Source organism: uncultured Parabacteroides sp. (genome assembly GCF_905196875.1).
Classification (GTDB): domain Bacteria; phylum Bacteroidota; class Bacteroidia; order Bacteroidales; family Tannerellaceae; genus Parabacteroides.
The window spans coordinates 23,112-39,829 of sequence record NZ_CAJJWO010000028.1 but is presented as its reverse complement, the minus strand read 5'-3'; the positions used below and the strand labels follow the sequence as shown (position 1 = coordinate 39,829).

Genomic DNA, 16,718 nt, shown 5'->3' with positions numbered 1-16,718 from the left:
CAGACAGACGGATTACATTACACAAGGATAGTTCATTCCCGAATCACAAACAACAGATGAAGAAGCTTAGACTTTTACACTTGTCCACAAATATAGCATTTTTCATTGAAAAGCAACGAATATTTATTTCAAAAACATTCTAATTTATAACAGAGCAGGATCAAAATGACATTTCTTTTACTATTCAATTACATTTCAACTTCATATTCACCTGTTCCAGTAGAAACCAGTCATTATCATTTTTTACATACGTCTTGAAAAAAAAGCTATCGCGCTTGCATTTATCAAAAAGTATATATATATTTGTCACAAAGTAATATTTGAGGCTAAGGCCTCTCGTTTAAGGTTAAGGTATTGGTCATTATAAGAATTAGAAAAGTCTACTTGTGAAAGTAGACTTTTTTTGTATTTGTTATTCATATCTATTTTATTATCCTATTTTCCAATATCCACAACAATGGCCTCCTCCCGGTTCAACCGTTTCAGTAACCCTTTCCCCGGCTTGAACTTAACGCTGTTACGCGGGGCTATCATGCAAGGAGCTCCGGTTTTCGGGTTGCGGGCAGGCCTTCCTGTCTGTTTCCAGAGGGTGAAAGTGCCGAAGCCCTGCAACATGACAGGTTCTCCTTCCTCTAATGCTTCGCCGAGGGTTTCTTCAAAGGCTTCCAGATATTTCTTTGAGGCAGTGCGGGTGATGTCCAGCTTGGCTGCCAACTCGTTGATTAGGTCGTTTTTGTTCATATAGTTTGTTTTCTATTTATTATTTCGTCAGGTAATAATTGACGATTAAAAGGTTAGAACTGAGCGCACGCTACATCTGTACGATTTACTAAGCCCACCATGACTACCATAATAAGTTATTATTTCATAAGCATTTTGAGCTAGCTGTTCTGTACTTGACCAATACTCACCATAGAAGTTGTTTCCTCCAGCCTTATTTATGTAAGTGTTTAGCATTGATCTACTGGAACTATCTTCAGAGTGACTATCATTCATATATCTTAACTGTCCACAAGATGGTAAATACCATCCACTGTTACCTGACGAAGGTAAAGACACACTATAATTAATGGCCTTATTGAAAACATCGTAATTCTTACTTTTCATCTTAATTGTATTATTGTACCCTTGAAAATCTGTTTCACTGCCTGATGTAAGACCGTCAAATTGACCGTATATCCCCCATTGTGTATCATCTTCAGATACATTATTCAGAGCTACTGCATACCCACGAATTGACGAAATACCTTTCCCTGGATAATAACCGGGACTGTCATCCGGACCTTGCCCCACATAGAAAACAACGCCTACCGCATTTTTATTTACCGCACTATTATATTTATCCGGTTTCACCGTATACAAATTCTGACTACCGTCAATACAAAGTATATCGCCCCAGGCCAAACGATTTTCTTCGACATCGATACGCGCATCTGCTGAATTTTTACCTTTCAAATTAATCGTTACATTGTATTTTTTGTTGCGGAGTACATTATAATTATTTATCGTGTTCTCACCCAGATAGATACTATAAGTTACGGCAAAGCCGTTATATGTACCTTTTATTTCGACAAAGGTAGCTTTGCTGCCATCGGTAACTGCCGCAGCCGTTTTTTCTGTCTCATAACGTCCGGAACCTGTACCCCGGGAATTTTCAGGCATATACCATGTATTACTGGTTGCAGTTGTAACTGCGTAATCGCTAAAACTGGTGCTGGCAGCAGGCGATGTACTTCCTGTAGGATTAGCCCTGTACAGTTGCACCGTACCGGGAATATTTTTCAGCTGTATGCTGCTGAGGCTGAAAACATCGCCCGAAGGAATAGTGCTAGTTGGTACGTCGACGGTCACTATCGCTATTGCACGGGTTAGTTCCACCGGAATAGCCGTAGCCGGATTGGGTGTCCCTTCCCAATAACCACTCATGGGAATGCCGCTGCTATTCAATTTTGTTTCCCAATTCGAAGAATAAGAGAGGGATGTAGCTTCTACTGAACTTTGAGTAAAAGAGCTCAATGCAGCAGACGTATCAAACAAAGCATCATCGCCGGTATTGATAAAGAAATAGATTTTACACTCCTGGAGCTTTAGATTTATTGCGATATTATTATCCGTTCCCGGAGAAATATGTACCGGTGGAACCAGGGCTGCCGTACCATCACTTACCAATTGTACAACCCAGATTTCATTTATTTTATCTTCATTTACAGCCCGTGTCTCTACCGATATAGGAGCATTAAGTGACAGTTTAAAATTGCAGACAGCTTCTTCATCGGAATCGACTACTACATTATCCATATCCGTACAACTTGCCGTCAGGCAAGTCATCAGGTAAATCAGTAACGCAGTAACCAGATATTGAAAGTTTCGTTTCATATTTCGTTCCTTTTTTATTTTATGCCCTCGCGGCATGCCGGAAACGGAATAAGACTTGTTTTTGCGCAGACGACCTGCGTGCTTCGACGCATATGACATGTGCGCCTCGAAGCTGATCGCATGCGCCGAGGCGCGCAGATACCATGCAGCAGACGGCGCAGGATACCTGCACAAATGCTACTAAAAGTTACTCGATGACCGGACGGTCGTCTTCACCGCCGCTTTCACCCACTACCAGAGGCAACGGGTACACCAGTGTGCGTTTCTCTTTCAGCACGGTGCTGGCCGAGCTGAACCAGGTTTCGACGATCAACTGATATTCGCCATCGGCCAAGTCGGCCGGCAGGGTGAACATCAGGCGGCTAGGGTCGTTGATACCCAATTGGGTGAAGACAAATTCTTTTGTCGGGTCGTCTGTCTTCAAAAGTTTCACGGTGCCCAGTCCCGTACCGCCGGCACCGATAGAGCGGATTTTTGTGCCTGTCACGTCGAGCATGCCGCCCGGTGTGATCGTGCCGTCGGTTTTGCCGGTGGCCACGTCGAGCACCAGAGAGATTCGGGCACCACCCATACGGCGGACGGTACCGGAGAACTTCGGTTCAACCTTCGCTACCTCCGCACGCATAAGCTGCGCCGGGGTGATGTTGACCGCACATTTATTTACGTTGGGGTCGATCAGCCCGCTATCGCCAATGAAAACACCGGGGATAGAGGGGGCGTATTGCGCCGTACCGGTCACCACCGTATTTCCGTCGCAAACCAGTTGGCGGATCTTCTCGTCAATCAGATTGCTGATATTTTTTATGGTGTCGATACGGTATTCCGTTCGTTCGGCGGCTATCGAATTGGCGATATCATCAATCGTCATCGACTTTTTCGTGCGCACCGAAGCAACGTAATCTTCTTTGACATCTTTGGTCATCACATTCTCTACGAGATCGAACGACCATACATAATTTGTTTTTATGTCTGCCATGTTACTATGATTTTAATGATTAAAAGAAACATCCGGAGACTCCGGATGCATTGTTATTTATTCCGTTTCCAGCATGTCAAAGAGCGTTTGTTTATTACTTTCAACTTCTTCGGCATGCCGGAAACGAAACGTCCCGCCGGCTCCTTTGATTCGGAAGTGGCAGGACGGAAACTATTTATCAGTTAATCTGTGATGATCATTTTCTTATTTTTGAAAAGCTGCTTTATATTCTTTTAAATCGAAATAGAGCAGACGTGTATGGGTGTCATCATCATTAGGCTGTAATGGATAGAAATGATTCTTTTCATAAAAAGTAATAGCCGCCAAATAAGCATCTACCGTTACAAAACGACAACCGGTTTTATTATTTTGCAGAAAATACATTTTTATGAAATCCATTAATATAGTACCTATGCCACTCCCGGCATAACAATGATTTACCGCAAATCGGCAAATTTTAACAGCAGGATAACTTTTCAATCGTTTTTCGTTCACAAAACGATGTTTACGAAAGCGGTTAAATTCTGTTTTACTTTCAAAATCACCTAAAGAAACACGATCGTTAGCTAAACTGAAGTAGGCTAATACATCATTGTTTACCCTTGCTACATAAGTAGTAGTAAGTAAGGCTTCCTGATAAAGAGGAGCCTCTCGCAAAATAAAATCGTTCAAGTCTACGTCTCCGCAATCGAACGATTCTATTGACTCTCCTTCCTCCAATCTACTAATATGTAATTGAGAAATATCGATTTGTTCATTTGTCCCCATATTACTTGAAGTTTGTTGCTGCTTTTATTACAAACTCATAGTTTTTTTTCACGCGGTCGAGTTCTTCTTTCGATACTTTACGGGGACATTTCATCCGTTCCTCGAACATTCGTGCATCTTCTCCGAATAATATCGGAGTCTCTCTAATCGGTCTTGCCATAAATTTTCTCCTTTCTTTTGGTTGTATGCGGACAAAGATAATCATTATTTCCATATTAATGACATCTATTATATTAGAATGTATAATAGTTTCCGTTTCCAGCATGTCAAAGAGCGTTGGTTTATTACTTTTATAGCTCTTCGGCATGCTGGAAACGGAATAATGTGTGTCTCGTCATTTGGGTTTGATAAAACCTACCGGATTACGGGGTTTATCTGGCAGTTGCTTTTGTACCTGCAGCTCGGCCAATGTTTTGTTTATTAGTTCTAGTTGTATTCGGGTATCTTCGTTGATATCGTTATAGTCGGTGAAAACATCTTCGATGTATTCTTTCAACTCTTTCATTTCGCGTTGGAGTTCCTCTGTAAAGCATACGGATTTCGTCTAACACCCATCTTGATGGAATTGGAAGTCACAAATTGTGACCTCCAATTTTGAGTTTCCTCGTTTGTTAATTGAAACATGAAGTCTTCGGGAAAACGATCGGGATTACGTTTAACTGCTTGATTTAGAACTTTTGTCTGTACTCCATACAGCTCAGCCAAATCACGATCCAACATTACCTTTTGTCCTCTTATCTCGTATATCCGACTTTGTATTATCTGCAATTCTTCTTTGTCTTTCATAATTAAAATGTTTTGATTATTAAACTATGACGACAAAGATATAATTTTCAAATGATATACAATACGAATCAATTTGTTTTTATCAAGTATCCCTAATTATTTCCGTTTCCAGCATGTCAAAGAGCGTTGGTTTAGTTGTTTATTTGCGGCTGCCAAGGGAACATTCAACCCCGGACAGCCTTGATATTAATAATCACGGACACACCAGGTATGTCCATTGTCACCACTATCACTTCTAATCGGATTTCCTCCGTTTTCGTTCACCGTATAATGTTGCCCTGATCCGGCAGATGTACTTGTCCATGCTTGCGAAAAAAGAAGTCCCCAAGTACGCATACAATATACAGCTTCATTCAATGTTGGTAATCTCCAATCTTTGTAACCACCCCATTCACCGCTAGTGCAATAGCTAACTGCATCGTTATAGGTTACCCAGCCTGAATAACCGGAAGCTAGTGCATAGGTGGTGGAATTATCTTGATAGACAACAGTATATCCATTCTTACGCCGGAGAGTTGGTGGTGTAATAGTACCCATATCACGAATACAGAGGATACGCCCGCCTGGAACCATGTTATCTTTCGGTATATCATACGCTGTAAAACCTTGATAGTTTGTGCATCTATATGCATTGGTACTACTGGTTTCTGTAATAGCCCAAAACGTTGAACTGGGAAAACCTAATCGGATTATATTCTCTAATTCACTAACGGTAGGCAGTCTCCATTCAGTAGATGGATAAAGGGTTCCAGAGTATTGCTTTTTACATATATCCACAGCTTCATACCAGTTATACCAACCATCATTACCGCCGCTAAAATCAGTACGTACAGCTCCTACATAGAAGAATTCGGTAGCACTTCTATAAACAAATCCGTTCATTCTAAACGGATACCCCGACGTCGACACTTCTTCCCCTAAATTCGCGCTTACCGACCCAGTATCCCAACTTTTCACACTCAGCGTTACCTTCGTTTTATTCTCGATATTCAGCGTGTAGGCTATCGTTTTGTTCATTTCCCAGACAGGGGAAGCGGGTAAAGCGACGGTTGTAACCGGCTGTTCTATGCCGCCTTCGGAGAAGGTCAGGCTGACGCTTTTAGCGTTTGAAGGTAACAGGAAGAATTCACCGAGATCGGTCAAAGTATTGGCCGGGACAGCGACCGTTGCTGTTTTGTAAAAACTCTGATTTCCGGTTAATGAAGTCCAGGAATAACCGCTTGTGTTGAATTTTATATCTCCATAATGAGTTCCGGAATTCACTTGTACTTTAGTGACGGAAATTGCACTCGTGCTCTTGACTTTGAAAAGAACATGCGTCAGTACGTGTCCCATCGTAAAGGAGAGTTCGCTTCCTTTCATCCGGTTCATCAAAGGGGTAGCGAAAAGCAGGTCGGTCTGTTTGGTTGCATCGACAGGCGGCTCATACCGGAATGAGGGATAGCCGGTTGCATCGCTACTGTTGTAGCCATAGGTTCTCAACTGCGATCCGACCTTTTCCGCATGCGGCGCATAAGCAAAGAAACTCAGTTTGTCGCCCTCTGTATTGGGCCAGTATTTCACCGGGGTGTACGTCCAGGTATCACCCGTTTTATTGACTGGCTGGTTGTACATGAAATTGGATTTCGAGGTCGATTCCGACCAGCCACTTTGACCTGTATAGCAGGCAAAGACGCCCATCGAGGACAGGTTGTTATCATCAATCACGCCCGCCCGCGTTGCATCCTCACCACCCGTATGGGCGGTGAAGACGACGGGTTGCTGCCCTGCCGTATCGTCGCCTGCTTCACGCTCGCAACCGGTGGCGAGGGGAAGCAGGAGGGATAATATGAGAAGGTATTTCGGCATGGTGGCGTTAGTCTTTAGTCAGGATGATGCTGTTGTTGATTGCAGAACCGGCTTTCCAACCGCTCAATGTAACAGTCGACGGAAGAGAGGAAGTTGAAAATTTCAGGTCGATCTGGTCACCGGACTTAAAATTACCGGTTGTCGCAGTCAGACTCCATGTTCCGCTTCCGCTACCTGTTATATTCACTACAAAGTAGTTACAATTTGGATTGTTTGCCTTTGCGGTATTCAGAGTTGTTATGGCTGTTCCTACATTGGATGCATCTGCAGTCGCTACATCGACAGACGGAATATAAACCAGATCCGCGTTAGCCCAGTCAGTTACCATTGCTGTTACTTTTACTTCTTCCAAGCCGATAGTCAGGATATATTCGTAAGCCTTTGAACGTTTCAATGTTTTATTGGGTAATGAAATTGTTGCGCTGGTAGATGTTACCGAATGTCCTGCACTTAGTTTGCTATCCACTGTTACGATATCGTAGTCTACTTGTACACGCACATCTTTTTCAGAAGCAATGCCACTGCCTGTGTCGGTAAGGCTCAGATCGTCTTTCGGGGGAATCAGGAATAAATACTGGTTGTCTGTAAACAATTTGGTCAGGCTTCCAGCCTGAGCCACCTCAATACTCGACTTCGTATATCCCCCTGCACTTGCTGCTGTAAGCTTCATTACACCGTTTATGGAATAAGGTTCATTTTGTTTGGTTGGAGTAGTTGTGGTGTAATCCCATGTGCCTGCACTCCAGTCGTAAACCGCCGTACTGTAGAATTTAGAGTCGTTGTTTGCACCCGCAGCGTTTTTGTCGGAACCGTTATCAGCTGTGCCCAGAATACGCATTCCCGTTATAAAAACATGGGTCTCGCCGGTAGATGAGATACTCGCATCCAGTTTCGCTTTAAATTCCACACGCGACAACAGATGCGCCAACGTAAAGTCAACTGTTGTTGTCTGCTTTTGCTTATCTTTCTGATAACCGGCTACCAGGTCGACCATGTTTGTCGGGTTTGTATTCAGCGTAAACGTGATAGTCGGTTTCGCCGTCGCTGAATTTGCAGGAAGCTTGATGCCATAGCTTTCACTGCCATTTGTTTGTGTCGTACTGTATGGCGCATAAGCAAAGAACGAGATTTTATCGTTTTCTTTATTCGGCCAGTATTTAACAGGGGTGTATTTCCAGGCTGAGCTTTCATATTTCACCTGCTGGTTCCACATAAAGTTCGGCGTGAAACTACCGGAAGCACTCCATGCTGTCTGACCTGTGTAGTAGGCCAGAATACCGAAGCCGGTCGTGTTTTTGATACCCGTTCCGGTTGACTCGTTGTTCGTCACTGTCCCTTTCGTCTGTGCTCCGGTATAAATGTCGAAGCTGACAGCCGGATTAGCGTCGGGACTGATTTCTGTGATCTCGTTTTGTGAACAGCCGGCCATCACTATCAGGGCGGCGGTTGCCAGTAGATGATAAGTTTTCATATCTGTGAAATTTTAATATTAGTAATTCGTTATTGTTTATTATAATGGTATTTCGCTTTCTTCGGGGTCGCCCCATTCGTCGACGATCACGTCGAAACCGGAGTCGGGCACCCCTTCCGGCTTCACGTCGGGCAGCTTCTTCGCCGTCAGACGGATGCGGATCAGTATCTCTCCGTTTTCCTGCAAGATGTATTCGGGTTCGGTCTCGAAGGTCTCTTTCGTCCGCGTCTTTCCGTCGGCAAGCAGTGTTTCGAGAGTCAGCAGATGCGGCAGGTTCCGGTCGAAACCGAATACGTTGCAACTGCCGAAGATCGTTCCGTCGAAAGGCGAACCCGGAGCGAATTCAATCTTGTCGAAAGTGAACTGTTGTGTCACTTTTTCTTCCGAAAGTTGTCCGGTTCCGGGATAAACGCCTTCACAGACGTTCCCGATCAATCCTACTGCCGAGCGGAGATTATTCATGCCCGGCACGTAGATTTCTATAAGCACTTTCTTTGTCAACTTGCCCGGCATCAGGCGAATCACGTAGGGATCGGCAGATGATTTACAACCAGGGGTTTCATTCTTATTCTTGTAATTTCCAAGCATATCCTCGGTCACCTCGAAGTATTCCAGCGCATCGGATGCCAATTCTTCGGGAGCATCTATGATAACACGTGTTTCCACTTTCGTTTCCATATCCATGCGGGTATCCACCTGCTTTGCCTCTGCCCGGAAATTGTAGAAGTTGTTGCCGTAGAAGCTGATACTGCCGAAATCGTCTTGCGAACGGTTGAAGACCAGCACCCGGTAGCTGCCTTCATGCAGGCGGACGGTTGTCTGTTCGCGGTTTCCCATCAGTACTTTCATCGGAGTATTGCCATCGACAGGATAAAACATGGTGGTAGCTCCATAACCGCTTTCGCTGAGACCCGAACGGCTCCAATCGACCTCCACGTTTATTTCCGCTTCCTCGAAATAGGTCAGTTCACGACGTTCGCAGGAAGAAAGACATAGACATAAGAACAAAAGAACATACCTCATCGCGCTCCTCCTTTCTTTACTTTGCGGTTGAGTAGCCAGACAAGAGAAATTTTGATCTTCGTAGGGCCGAGCCAGGTATAATTGCCATCGTTCTGCCAATGCAGCACCTGGTAATTGTCGCGGGCATGGTAATGGCGGTAGCCGGTGCGCAGTACGCCGACACCGAGCGTGTATTCCAGCCGCAGGTTGCGGGCGATGTTATGGGTATACCCGTAGCTGATACCTGATGCGATAAAGAACTCACCCTGATAGCCTTCGCGTTCCCATTGCAGGTCGTATTTACCACCGCCGGCGTAGAAGCCCAGGAAATGGCCGGTCAGAACGGGGCGTTTCGTACGGTTCCCCAACCAGTAGCGGCCTTCGAGACCACCGGCAAGGATTTGCAGGCAGTATTTGTCGCCTTTGAAGAGCCACCAGGGGAACATATATTCGCCGTTCACCGACCAGCGGTTACCCAGCGGCAGTTCGATCTCTACGTTCGGCATCATCGCGGCATCGAACAACAGGTTCGTTTTCAGAACCAGGAGAGGCTTTTTCACCGGTTGATGCATAGAGGTCGTCTCTCCCCCTTCCTGTGAAAAGCAAGGAAGATAGGAAGCGGTCAGCAGCAAGCTGGCAGTGAGAAAGCGTTTGATATGTTTTTCCAGCGTTTTTAACATATTATACTAGTGTTTTCGGGATGTTACTTACCAAGTAACGGCAAGTAAGCAATCCTTTCGGAGCGAAAAAGCGTTTTTCTCCGAGCGATTTTGAGGTAAAAAAATGCTTGATCAGAAGGTTTAGCATATAAAATGGCTGTCCGTTTTTGAGGTATCAAAGAGGGATAAGGGCTTCGTGTGTTTTTTCTGTATAGAAGCAGAGGTTATATGATTTTCTCCTGTTTTGTTTGTGCTATTTAGTATGATATTTGCAGGTTAACGTAAAAAACTTGAACTTTTATTTGGTTAAGTAAAGGAATATTTTCAACTTTGCGCCTGAAACATCCCGTTACTTGGTAAGTAATTCCTTTTCAGTATTACCCTATAGCATTATACATTGCATATCCGGCTTCCGGGGATATAATTCTCTGAAGCAGTTGATTGTTAGCATCATCCATCTTCTTATTCCCGAACGGTTTAAGGTACGTTTCCGTTACCCGAACGGAGGAATGGCCCAATGCCTGACTGATAATACCCAAAGGTGTCCCCATGTAAAAAGACAAGGTAGCCCAGGTATGCCGTGCCGTATACGAACTGATCTTCACGCCGGGCAGCAGCAACTTACCGATTTTCACCAGTTTGCGGTTAAAATTACGCAAGGCTTCCAGATAACAGCGATAGAGTTGCCATTCGTTTCTTAACTCTCGGCTGAGGATCGGAAAGAGGTAGGGGGAAGCCGGATTCTTATTACGAAACTCTTCAAACAACCTCATCGCTTCACGGGGGATCCCTACCTCGATCTGCTTACCCGTCTTATGACGGCAATAGACAATCATTTTTCCTTTCACATCGCTTTTACGCAGATGGGCCAGATCGATAAACGGCATCCCACGAAACATGAACATCAACAGGAACCAGGCCAGTACACATTTTATATCTTCGGGCAACAGGTCGAAATTGGCTTTCGAAAGCGTTTGCATCTGCTCCTCTGTCAAAGCCCGCTTAACCTTCGATTCCACTTTGGTATACACTCCTCCGAAGAGATTCGGATTGTGTTCTGCGCTTCCGGGCGTAAACAGGCGGTTATACACGGCACGCAGCACCCGCATATAGGTAGACACCGTGTTCCAGCTCGCCCCCTTTTGCCGCATCCAGTCCTGGTATTCTTTCAGTATGCCGGGCGTAAAGACCTGCTCTGTCGGCATAACATCCCCTTTACCATCGAAAAACGCAGTAAAAGAGTTCAACGTAGCCGTATATGTATGCACGGCCGAATGTTTTTTTTCTTCTTTCAACTCCTTAATGACTGGCAGCATACTATATACCAGATCACTTTTTTCATTTACTTCCATAATCATATGTTTTTACTCACTAAATGTCAGTATTTTGACTTTTTACAAACACATAAATGGATGTATAAGTTGCCTATACAGGAAAACATAGCATTCCGGCAAGAAATAAAGTACCCCAAATGCAGGTATGTAACAAAAATGTAACATCTATTTCATCCATCCGAAATAACAATGGCGTTCCTTTGCAAGAAAATAATTAATTTTGTAAACAATGAAATGAGCTTTTCATTTCAATTAAATAAAAAAGACTATGGACATGCCCAGAATTCTTGTTGTAGACGACGAAGAGGACTTATGCGAGATCCTCAAATTCAATCTCGAAATAGAAGGATATGAAGTAGATAAAGCATTCAGTGCGGAAGAAGCACTAAAGAAAGACCTGACTGTATATCAGTTGCTTTTGCTCGATGTGATGATGGGAGAAATTTCCGGATTTAAAATGGCAAGCATCTTACGGAAAGATGAAAGCACGGCAAATATTCCGATAATCTTCCTGACAGCGAAAGATACGGAAAACGATATGCTGACTGGTTTTAACCTGGGAGCAGACGACTATATTTCAAAACCGTTTTCTATCCGCCAGGTTGTCGCACGTGTTAAAGCGGTGTTACGCAGAACGGCAGAAAAAGATAAAACTACGGCTAACGAACTCCTTGAATACGAAACATTGGCTCTCGACACCAAACGTATCAAAGCATCCGTCGACGGGAAAGAAGTTCCTTTGACCAAGAAAGAGTTCGAGATATTAAAGCTATTACTGGAAAACAGAGGGAATGTCTTTTCACGCGAAGAAATTTTGTCCCGCATCTGGAAAGATGAAGTATACGTGCTGGACCGTACCATCGATGTTAACATCACCCGGCTACGGAAAAAGATCGGCCCTTACGGAAAGAATATCGTGACCCGCCTGGGCTTCGGCTATTGTTTTGAATGCTAATACCCATTATTTGAATTATGGTAAAAGTAGATAATATGAAGAGCAGAATACCGTTCAGCCAACGGTTGTTCTGGTCTATTTTCGTGATGTTTCTAGGATTCACGGTTTGTTTCCTGCTATTTCAATATCAACGGGAACGTGAATTCTCGCAGGAAAAGTTGAATAATGTATTAAGCAACTATAATTACCAGCTATTCCGGCGTACACAGCAGCAAAGTACCGACATAGACAAAAACGTAAAACAGTTCATTGAAGATATTCCGCAGAAAGATCTGCGTGTAACGATTATCAACCCAGAAGGAAAAGTCTTATTTGACAATAGCGGGACTGAAGAATTCAACAACCATAACGACCGTAGCGAAGTACGCAAAGCCCGTCTTTATAATGAAGGGTTTGCCATCCGTACATCCGGATCAAACGGAAGAAGATACTTTTATTCTGCCAGCAATATAGGTGGCTATATTTACCGCTCTGCATTGCCTTACGATCCGTATGTGCAAAATGCACTGTCGACCGATAAAGACTTCATCTATTTCATGATACTGATGACCCTGATCTTCTTCTTTGTACTCTCCCGCTTCACTTTCAGCATCGGCCGCACGATATCCAAACTTCGGGACTTTGCCCTGAATATAGAAAAAGACAGAATACCGGAAACCGATTACATGTTCCCGAATGATGAACTGGGCGATATATCCAGAAATATCATCACGCTATACCACCGTCAGCAAAAAGCAAAAGATGAGCTTTCCATGGAACGGGAAAAACTGATCAAACATTTTCAGTACGCAAAAGAAGGATTTGCCATGTTCACGGCAGAAGGAAAAGAGATCCTCTCAAACATTCTTTTCATCCAGTTCTCAAACGTGCTTTCCGACAGCCAGATCCGTCAGGCAGAAGAAGTGATAGACATTCAGGAGATAGAGCCTATCAAAGCATTCCTGAACAAAAATATCCCCAATACAAACCGTAAGCGGAAAGTATTACGCGAATCTGCCACAATCGATAAAAATGGTAAGATATTCCTTATCGAATGCATCCTGTTCCTGGATAACAGTTATGAGATCTCAATCAACGATATATCTCGTCAGGAAGAAGAAAGCAGGATGAAACGCCAGCTTACACAAAATGTAGCCCATGAGCTTAAAACTCCTGTCAGCAGTATACAGGGATATCTCGAAACCATCATCAGCAATCCGGAATTGGCAGACGACAAACGCCAGTTCTTCCTTGAGCGCTGTTACTCACAAAGTACCCGCCTGACCGGATTATTACGCGATATATCCGTATTGAACCGATTGGATGAGGCTTCCGAGCTGTTCGACCTGGCAGATACGAATATTCCGAAGCTGATCAATGAAATACAAAAGGAATGTTCGAAAGAAATGGAAGAGAAACATATCACTTCCGAAATCATCTTACCCGGCAATCCGACCATTTATGGAAATTACTCATTGTTATATTCCATCTTCCGGAACTTATACGATAATGCGATTGCGTATGCAGGAGAAGGATGCAAGATCACGATAAACTGTTATAAAGAAGATCCTAAATTCTATTATTTCAGCTTTGCCGACAACGGCATTGGCATTCCGGAAGAGCATATCAACCGTATCTTCGAGCGCTTCTACCGCGTAGACAAAGGACGAAGCCGCAAAGTAGGTGGAACCGGTCTGGGATTGTCGATCGTAAAGAACGGCGTTAATTTCCACAAAGGCCAGATTTCAGCGAAAAGTAGCCCGGGAAAGGGAGTCACTTTCTTCTTCACGCTTAAAAAGAAGTTGTAAACCATTCCTTAAACTCAGAAACACGCACTTTACTGACCAGTATCTTCTCTTCTATTGGAACCTTCAGATTGACCGATAGACGCCCGTTGAACCAAAGATCGATATCCAAGACGGCTTTCCGGGATATAAGATACTGGCGGTTTATGCGAAAAAACAAATCCGGATTCAGGCAATCCGATAATTCATCCAATGTCTGCGTAAAAGTATATTCCTTACCGTCTGTTACAACAGCTTTTACATTACCTTCATGGATATAAAAGAACAGGATCATATCAACGGACAAAGGAAGAAGTTTATCTCCCTTCACCGGAACGAGAAAATGAGTTTTATATTTGTCCTGCCGTTTCAATATATTGATAAGATTACTATAATCCAGCTCATTTACAACAGAATCGGATTTTAATTGTTTCAGTTTCTCTATCGACTTCCGGATATCACTTTGCCCGATAGGTTTCAACAAATAATCGATACTGTTTACTTTGAAAGCACGCAAGGCATATTCATCATAAGCTGTTGTGAAAATAACCGGACATGTTATATCTACATGCTCAAATATTTCGAAAGAAGAACCGTCGGCCAGATGAATATCCAGAAATATCAATTCCGGCATTCGGTTTTCATTGAACCAATCCAGGCTCTCAGCTATACTATCGAGCACAGCTATAACCTCTATATCAGGCGCTTCCTCTGCAAGCAAAGCCTTCAGGTTACGAACCGCCGCTTTTTCGTCTTCAATAATCAATGCTTTCATATCAATGGAATAGTTACAAGAAAGATATCATTATCTTTACGCACTTCGATCTCTTCCTTAAATAATAAGTGATAACGTTTTGCCAGATTCGACAAACCGATACGCATGCCACCACTGGCCGTAAGTTTGGGTTGAACCGGATTACTGACCGTAAGGCGCTTTCCCTCCGTATAAATCTGAATAATCAGCGGATGACGATTACTGATCTCATTATGTTTAACCGCGTTCTCTATCAGTAACTGAACAGACATAGGCGGAAGTTGATAAAGACCGGCATCTTCGGCTATCCGGATATTAAAAGACAGATTTTCTTCATAACGCATTTTCAACAGGAATATATAAGCATGGACAAACTCCATCTCCTCTTGCAAAGTAACACTCTGGCACTCATTCTCCTGCAACGTATAACGAAGCACGCGAGAAAGCTCCTGCAGATAGTCCTGTGCTTTATCCGGCATCTCACGGATCAACGACCGCAATGTATTCAACGAATTGAAAAGCATATGAGGATTCAATTGATTCTTTAATGCCTCATATTGATTAATCAGGTTCTCCGTCCGCAGTTGCTGGTTCTCTATCGAAACCTGCTGGCTCTTACGGATCAGGTGGATCATATAACAACTCCCTGTCACTATGCAGGTAATGATAAAATCACGCAAAGGATGTAGATAATGGTGCACCATGGCATCGATGGCCGGAATATCAAAATGGTGATGGAGAAAAACAAAGCCCTGCCCCAACAGGTTGCTCATCGTCCAGGTCAGGATAAAGGAAAGTATCATTTTCCCCCATGTAATACGTGCCGTCGGCCGGTTAAAACCGAATAACAAAGTATTAAGAGCGAATAGTATAAGCAATGAGACAAATGTAAAAAAAATTTCGTTGGCAACATCAGCTATCCGCATTCCCGGAAAGAGATTATCCTGTCCGGAATGATCGAAGAGGGAGATCAGTTCGGGAAAATGAGTCAGGAACGCTATCACCACAGAGATGACAACGACCGCCAATACATATTTGTCTATATTTATCTTCATTGTGCAAAGATACTTATTTCTTTTCTACACGCGCAGTAACATACATGCCGGGACGGAAACGTTCGTTATTTCCTTTTACCCGTGCATAGATTTCCAGAGAACGGTTTACATCATCCACCTCCTGCCCGATAGAGAGCAGCGTTGCTTCGAAAGTTTGCTTTCCCATTCCGTTCACACGAAATAGTATGCGGCTTCCGGGAGCCAGATCATCCAGGTCCTTTTCGTAAGCGGTAAGGCACAACAGGTTTTCTGCCTTATCGATCACCTCGCACATGGTTTCACCTGCTTCTACATATTTACCCAGATTGATCGTCATTCCGGCCACATAACCATTCAAGGGTGATTTTACTTCCAGAAAAGGCCGGATACCACTTTTCAATAAATCAGCAGGAGAAACTCCCAGGATGGTTAATTGAGCCGCAGCCGCTTCGAGACGGCTTTTCATAGACAGATAATCTGCTTTACTCTGTTGAAAACGCTTTTGAGAGGCCGCTTCCTGCTCACTCAAACGTTCCTGACGATGATATTCAGCCTCCAGGTACTCCGTTTGTGCATGGGCATCCAGGTAAGTCTGTTGAAGGGTTATGAAATCCGGATTCTCCAAAGTGGCCAACACAGTTCCTTTTGTCACATAATCGCCCGGAAGCAAAGAGGTCGTGTGTACGGTTCCTCCCATAGTAAGCGTTACAGTAGCGCGACGCTGGGGAGGAACGATCATCTTTCCGTTAAAAGATGAATGATTCGGCATAGCCGTTGCAGAAGTAATCCCATCTACCGTAGACTCCCCGGCAACAGTAGTCGTATCTTCAACCGCATCCGCAGTTTCCAACACAGGAATATTTTCTACATCATTCTTTTCCTGAACAGGAGTATTACATGCAACCAGTAGTAAAGTGGCGACGGGTATTAATATTGTTTTCATATTTATATCTTATTGTATTATTCTTTATAATGATAAAATGACATCCGGA

At 43.6% G+C, this 16,718-nt stretch carries 15 protein-coding genes and 2 pseudogenes; 3 read left to right on the top strand and 14 right to left on the bottom strand.

Annotation, left to right across the window (positions count from 1 at the left end):
• Positions 1 to 435: 435 nt before the first annotated feature.
• From QZ076_RS11220 to QZ076_RS11210, 3 genes are all read right to left on the bottom strand, one after another.
• Positions 436 to 741 (bottom strand): HU family DNA-binding protein, encoded by a 306-nt coding sequence (locus tag QZ076_RS11220; protein WP_293713404.1) that lies wholly within the window; start codon positions 739 to 741, stop codon positions 436 to 438.
• Between the two features lie 45 nt (positions 742 to 786).
• Positions 787 to 2,376 carry a DUF4906 domain-containing protein gene (locus QZ076_RS11215; RefSeq protein WP_293713403.1) on the bottom strand — a complete coding sequence of 530 codons (1,590 nt, stop codon included), beginning with the start codon at positions 2,374 to 2,376 and terminating at the stop codon, positions 787 to 789.
• Between the two features lie 187 nt (positions 2,377 to 2,563).
• Positions 2,564 to 3,352: a DNA-binding domain-containing protein gene (locus QZ076_RS11210; RefSeq protein ID WP_293713402.1), complete on the bottom strand. Its 789-nt coding sequence runs from the start codon at positions 3,350 to 3,352 to the stop codon at positions 2,564 to 2,566.
• Positions 3,353 to 3,367: 15 nt separating this feature from the next.
• On the opposite strand from QZ076_RS11210, the gene QZ076_RS11205 reads away from it, so the two are divergent.
• Positions 3,368 to 3,538, top strand: coding sequence for a hypothetical protein (locus QZ076_RS11205; RefSeq protein WP_293713401.1), 171 nt, complete (start codon positions 3,368 to 3,370; stop codon positions 3,536 to 3,538).
• A gap of 18 nt (positions 3,539 to 3,556) precedes the next feature.
• On the opposite strand, the gene QZ076_RS11200 is transcribed toward QZ076_RS11205, so the two are convergent.
• The 8 genes and pseudogenes from QZ076_RS11200 to QZ076_RS11165 form a co-directional block, all read right to left on the bottom strand.
• Entirely contained in the window at positions 3,557 to 4,120 is a 564-nt protein-coding gene (locus QZ076_RS11200) for a GNAT family N-acetyltransferase (protein WP_293713400.1), read from the bottom strand.
• A gap of 1 nt (position 4,121) precedes the next feature.
• The gene (locus QZ076_RS11195) at positions 4,122 to 4,280 is read right to left on the bottom strand and encodes a hypothetical protein (protein WP_293713399.1); all 159 of its coding nucleotides are present in this window, start codon (positions 4,278 to 4,280) and stop codon (positions 4,122 to 4,124) included.
• A 174-nt stretch (positions 4,281 to 4,454) separates the two neighbouring features.
• Positions 4,455 to 4,906 (bottom strand): annotated as a pseudogene (locus QZ076_RS11190) (ORF6N domain-containing protein).
• A gap of 186 nt (positions 4,907 to 5,092) precedes the next feature.
• Positions 5,093 to 6,754, bottom strand: a complete 1,662-nt coding sequence (locus QZ076_RS11185; protein WP_293713398.1) for a fimbrillin family protein — start codon at positions 6,752 to 6,754, stop codon at positions 5,093 to 5,095.
• Between the two features lie 7 nt (positions 6,755 to 6,761).
• Positions 6,762 to 8,225, bottom strand: a complete 1,464-nt coding sequence (locus QZ076_RS11180) for a fimbrillin family protein (protein WP_293713397.1) — start codon at positions 8,223 to 8,225, stop codon at positions 6,762 to 6,764.
• Between the two features lie 39 nt (positions 8,226 to 8,264).
• On the bottom strand, positions 8,265 to 9,248 hold the full coding sequence (locus QZ076_RS11175) for a DUF5119 domain-containing protein (RefSeq protein ID WP_293713396.1): 984 nt from the start codon (positions 9,246 to 9,248) through the stop codon (positions 8,265 to 8,267).
• A pseudogene (locus tag QZ076_RS11170) lies at positions 9,245 to 9,784 on the bottom strand (DUF3575 domain-containing protein); the annotation flags it as partial. The gene QZ076_RS11175 and the pseudogene QZ076_RS11170, both read right to left, overlap by 4 nt.
• Before the next feature lie 479 nt (positions 9,785 to 10,263).
• Positions 10,264 to 11,238 (bottom strand): phage integrase SAM-like domain-containing protein, encoded by a 975-nt coding sequence (locus QZ076_RS11165; protein WP_293713394.1) that lies wholly within the window; start codon positions 11,236 to 11,238, stop codon positions 10,264 to 10,266.
• A 250-nt stretch (positions 11,239 to 11,488) separates the two neighbouring features.
• On the opposite strand from QZ076_RS11165, the gene QZ076_RS11160 reads away from it, so the two are divergent.
• Together QZ076_RS11160 and QZ076_RS11155 are read left to right on the top strand one after the other, a co-directional pair.
• The gene (locus QZ076_RS11160) at positions 11,489 to 12,175 is read left to right on the top strand and encodes a response regulator transcription factor (RefSeq protein WP_293713393.1); all 687 of its coding nucleotides are present in this window, start codon (positions 11,489 to 11,491) and stop codon (positions 12,173 to 12,175) included.
• A gap of 17 nt (positions 12,176 to 12,192) precedes the next feature.
• Positions 12,193 to 13,962, top strand: a complete 1,770-nt coding sequence (locus QZ076_RS11155) for an ATP-binding protein (RefSeq protein ID WP_293713392.1) — start codon at positions 12,193 to 12,195, stop codon at positions 13,960 to 13,962.
• Here the strand turns inward: QZ076_RS11155 and QZ076_RS11150 are convergent.
• The 3 genes from QZ076_RS11150 to QZ076_RS11140 are packed head-to-tail and all read right to left on the bottom strand — an operon-like array spanning position 13,946 to position 16,669.
• Positions 13,946 to 14,713: a LytTR family DNA-binding domain-containing protein gene (locus QZ076_RS11150; RefSeq protein WP_293713391.1), complete on the bottom strand. Its 768-nt coding sequence runs from the start codon at positions 14,711 to 14,713 to the stop codon at positions 13,946 to 13,948. The genes QZ076_RS11155 and QZ076_RS11150 overlap by 17 nt on opposite strands.
• Positions 14,710 to 15,747, bottom strand: a complete 1,038-nt coding sequence (locus tag QZ076_RS11145; RefSeq protein WP_293713390.1) for a sensor histidine kinase — start codon at positions 15,745 to 15,747, stop codon at positions 14,710 to 14,712. Before QZ076_RS11145 ends, QZ076_RS11150 begins: the two co-directional genes overlap by 4 nt.
• A 13-nt stretch (positions 15,748 to 15,760) precedes the next feature.
• Positions 15,761 to 16,669 (bottom strand): efflux RND transporter periplasmic adaptor subunit, encoded by a 909-nt coding sequence (locus QZ076_RS11140; protein ID WP_293713389.1) that lies wholly within the window; start codon positions 16,667 to 16,669, stop codon positions 15,761 to 15,763.
• Positions 16,670 to 16,718: the final 49 nt, after the last annotated feature.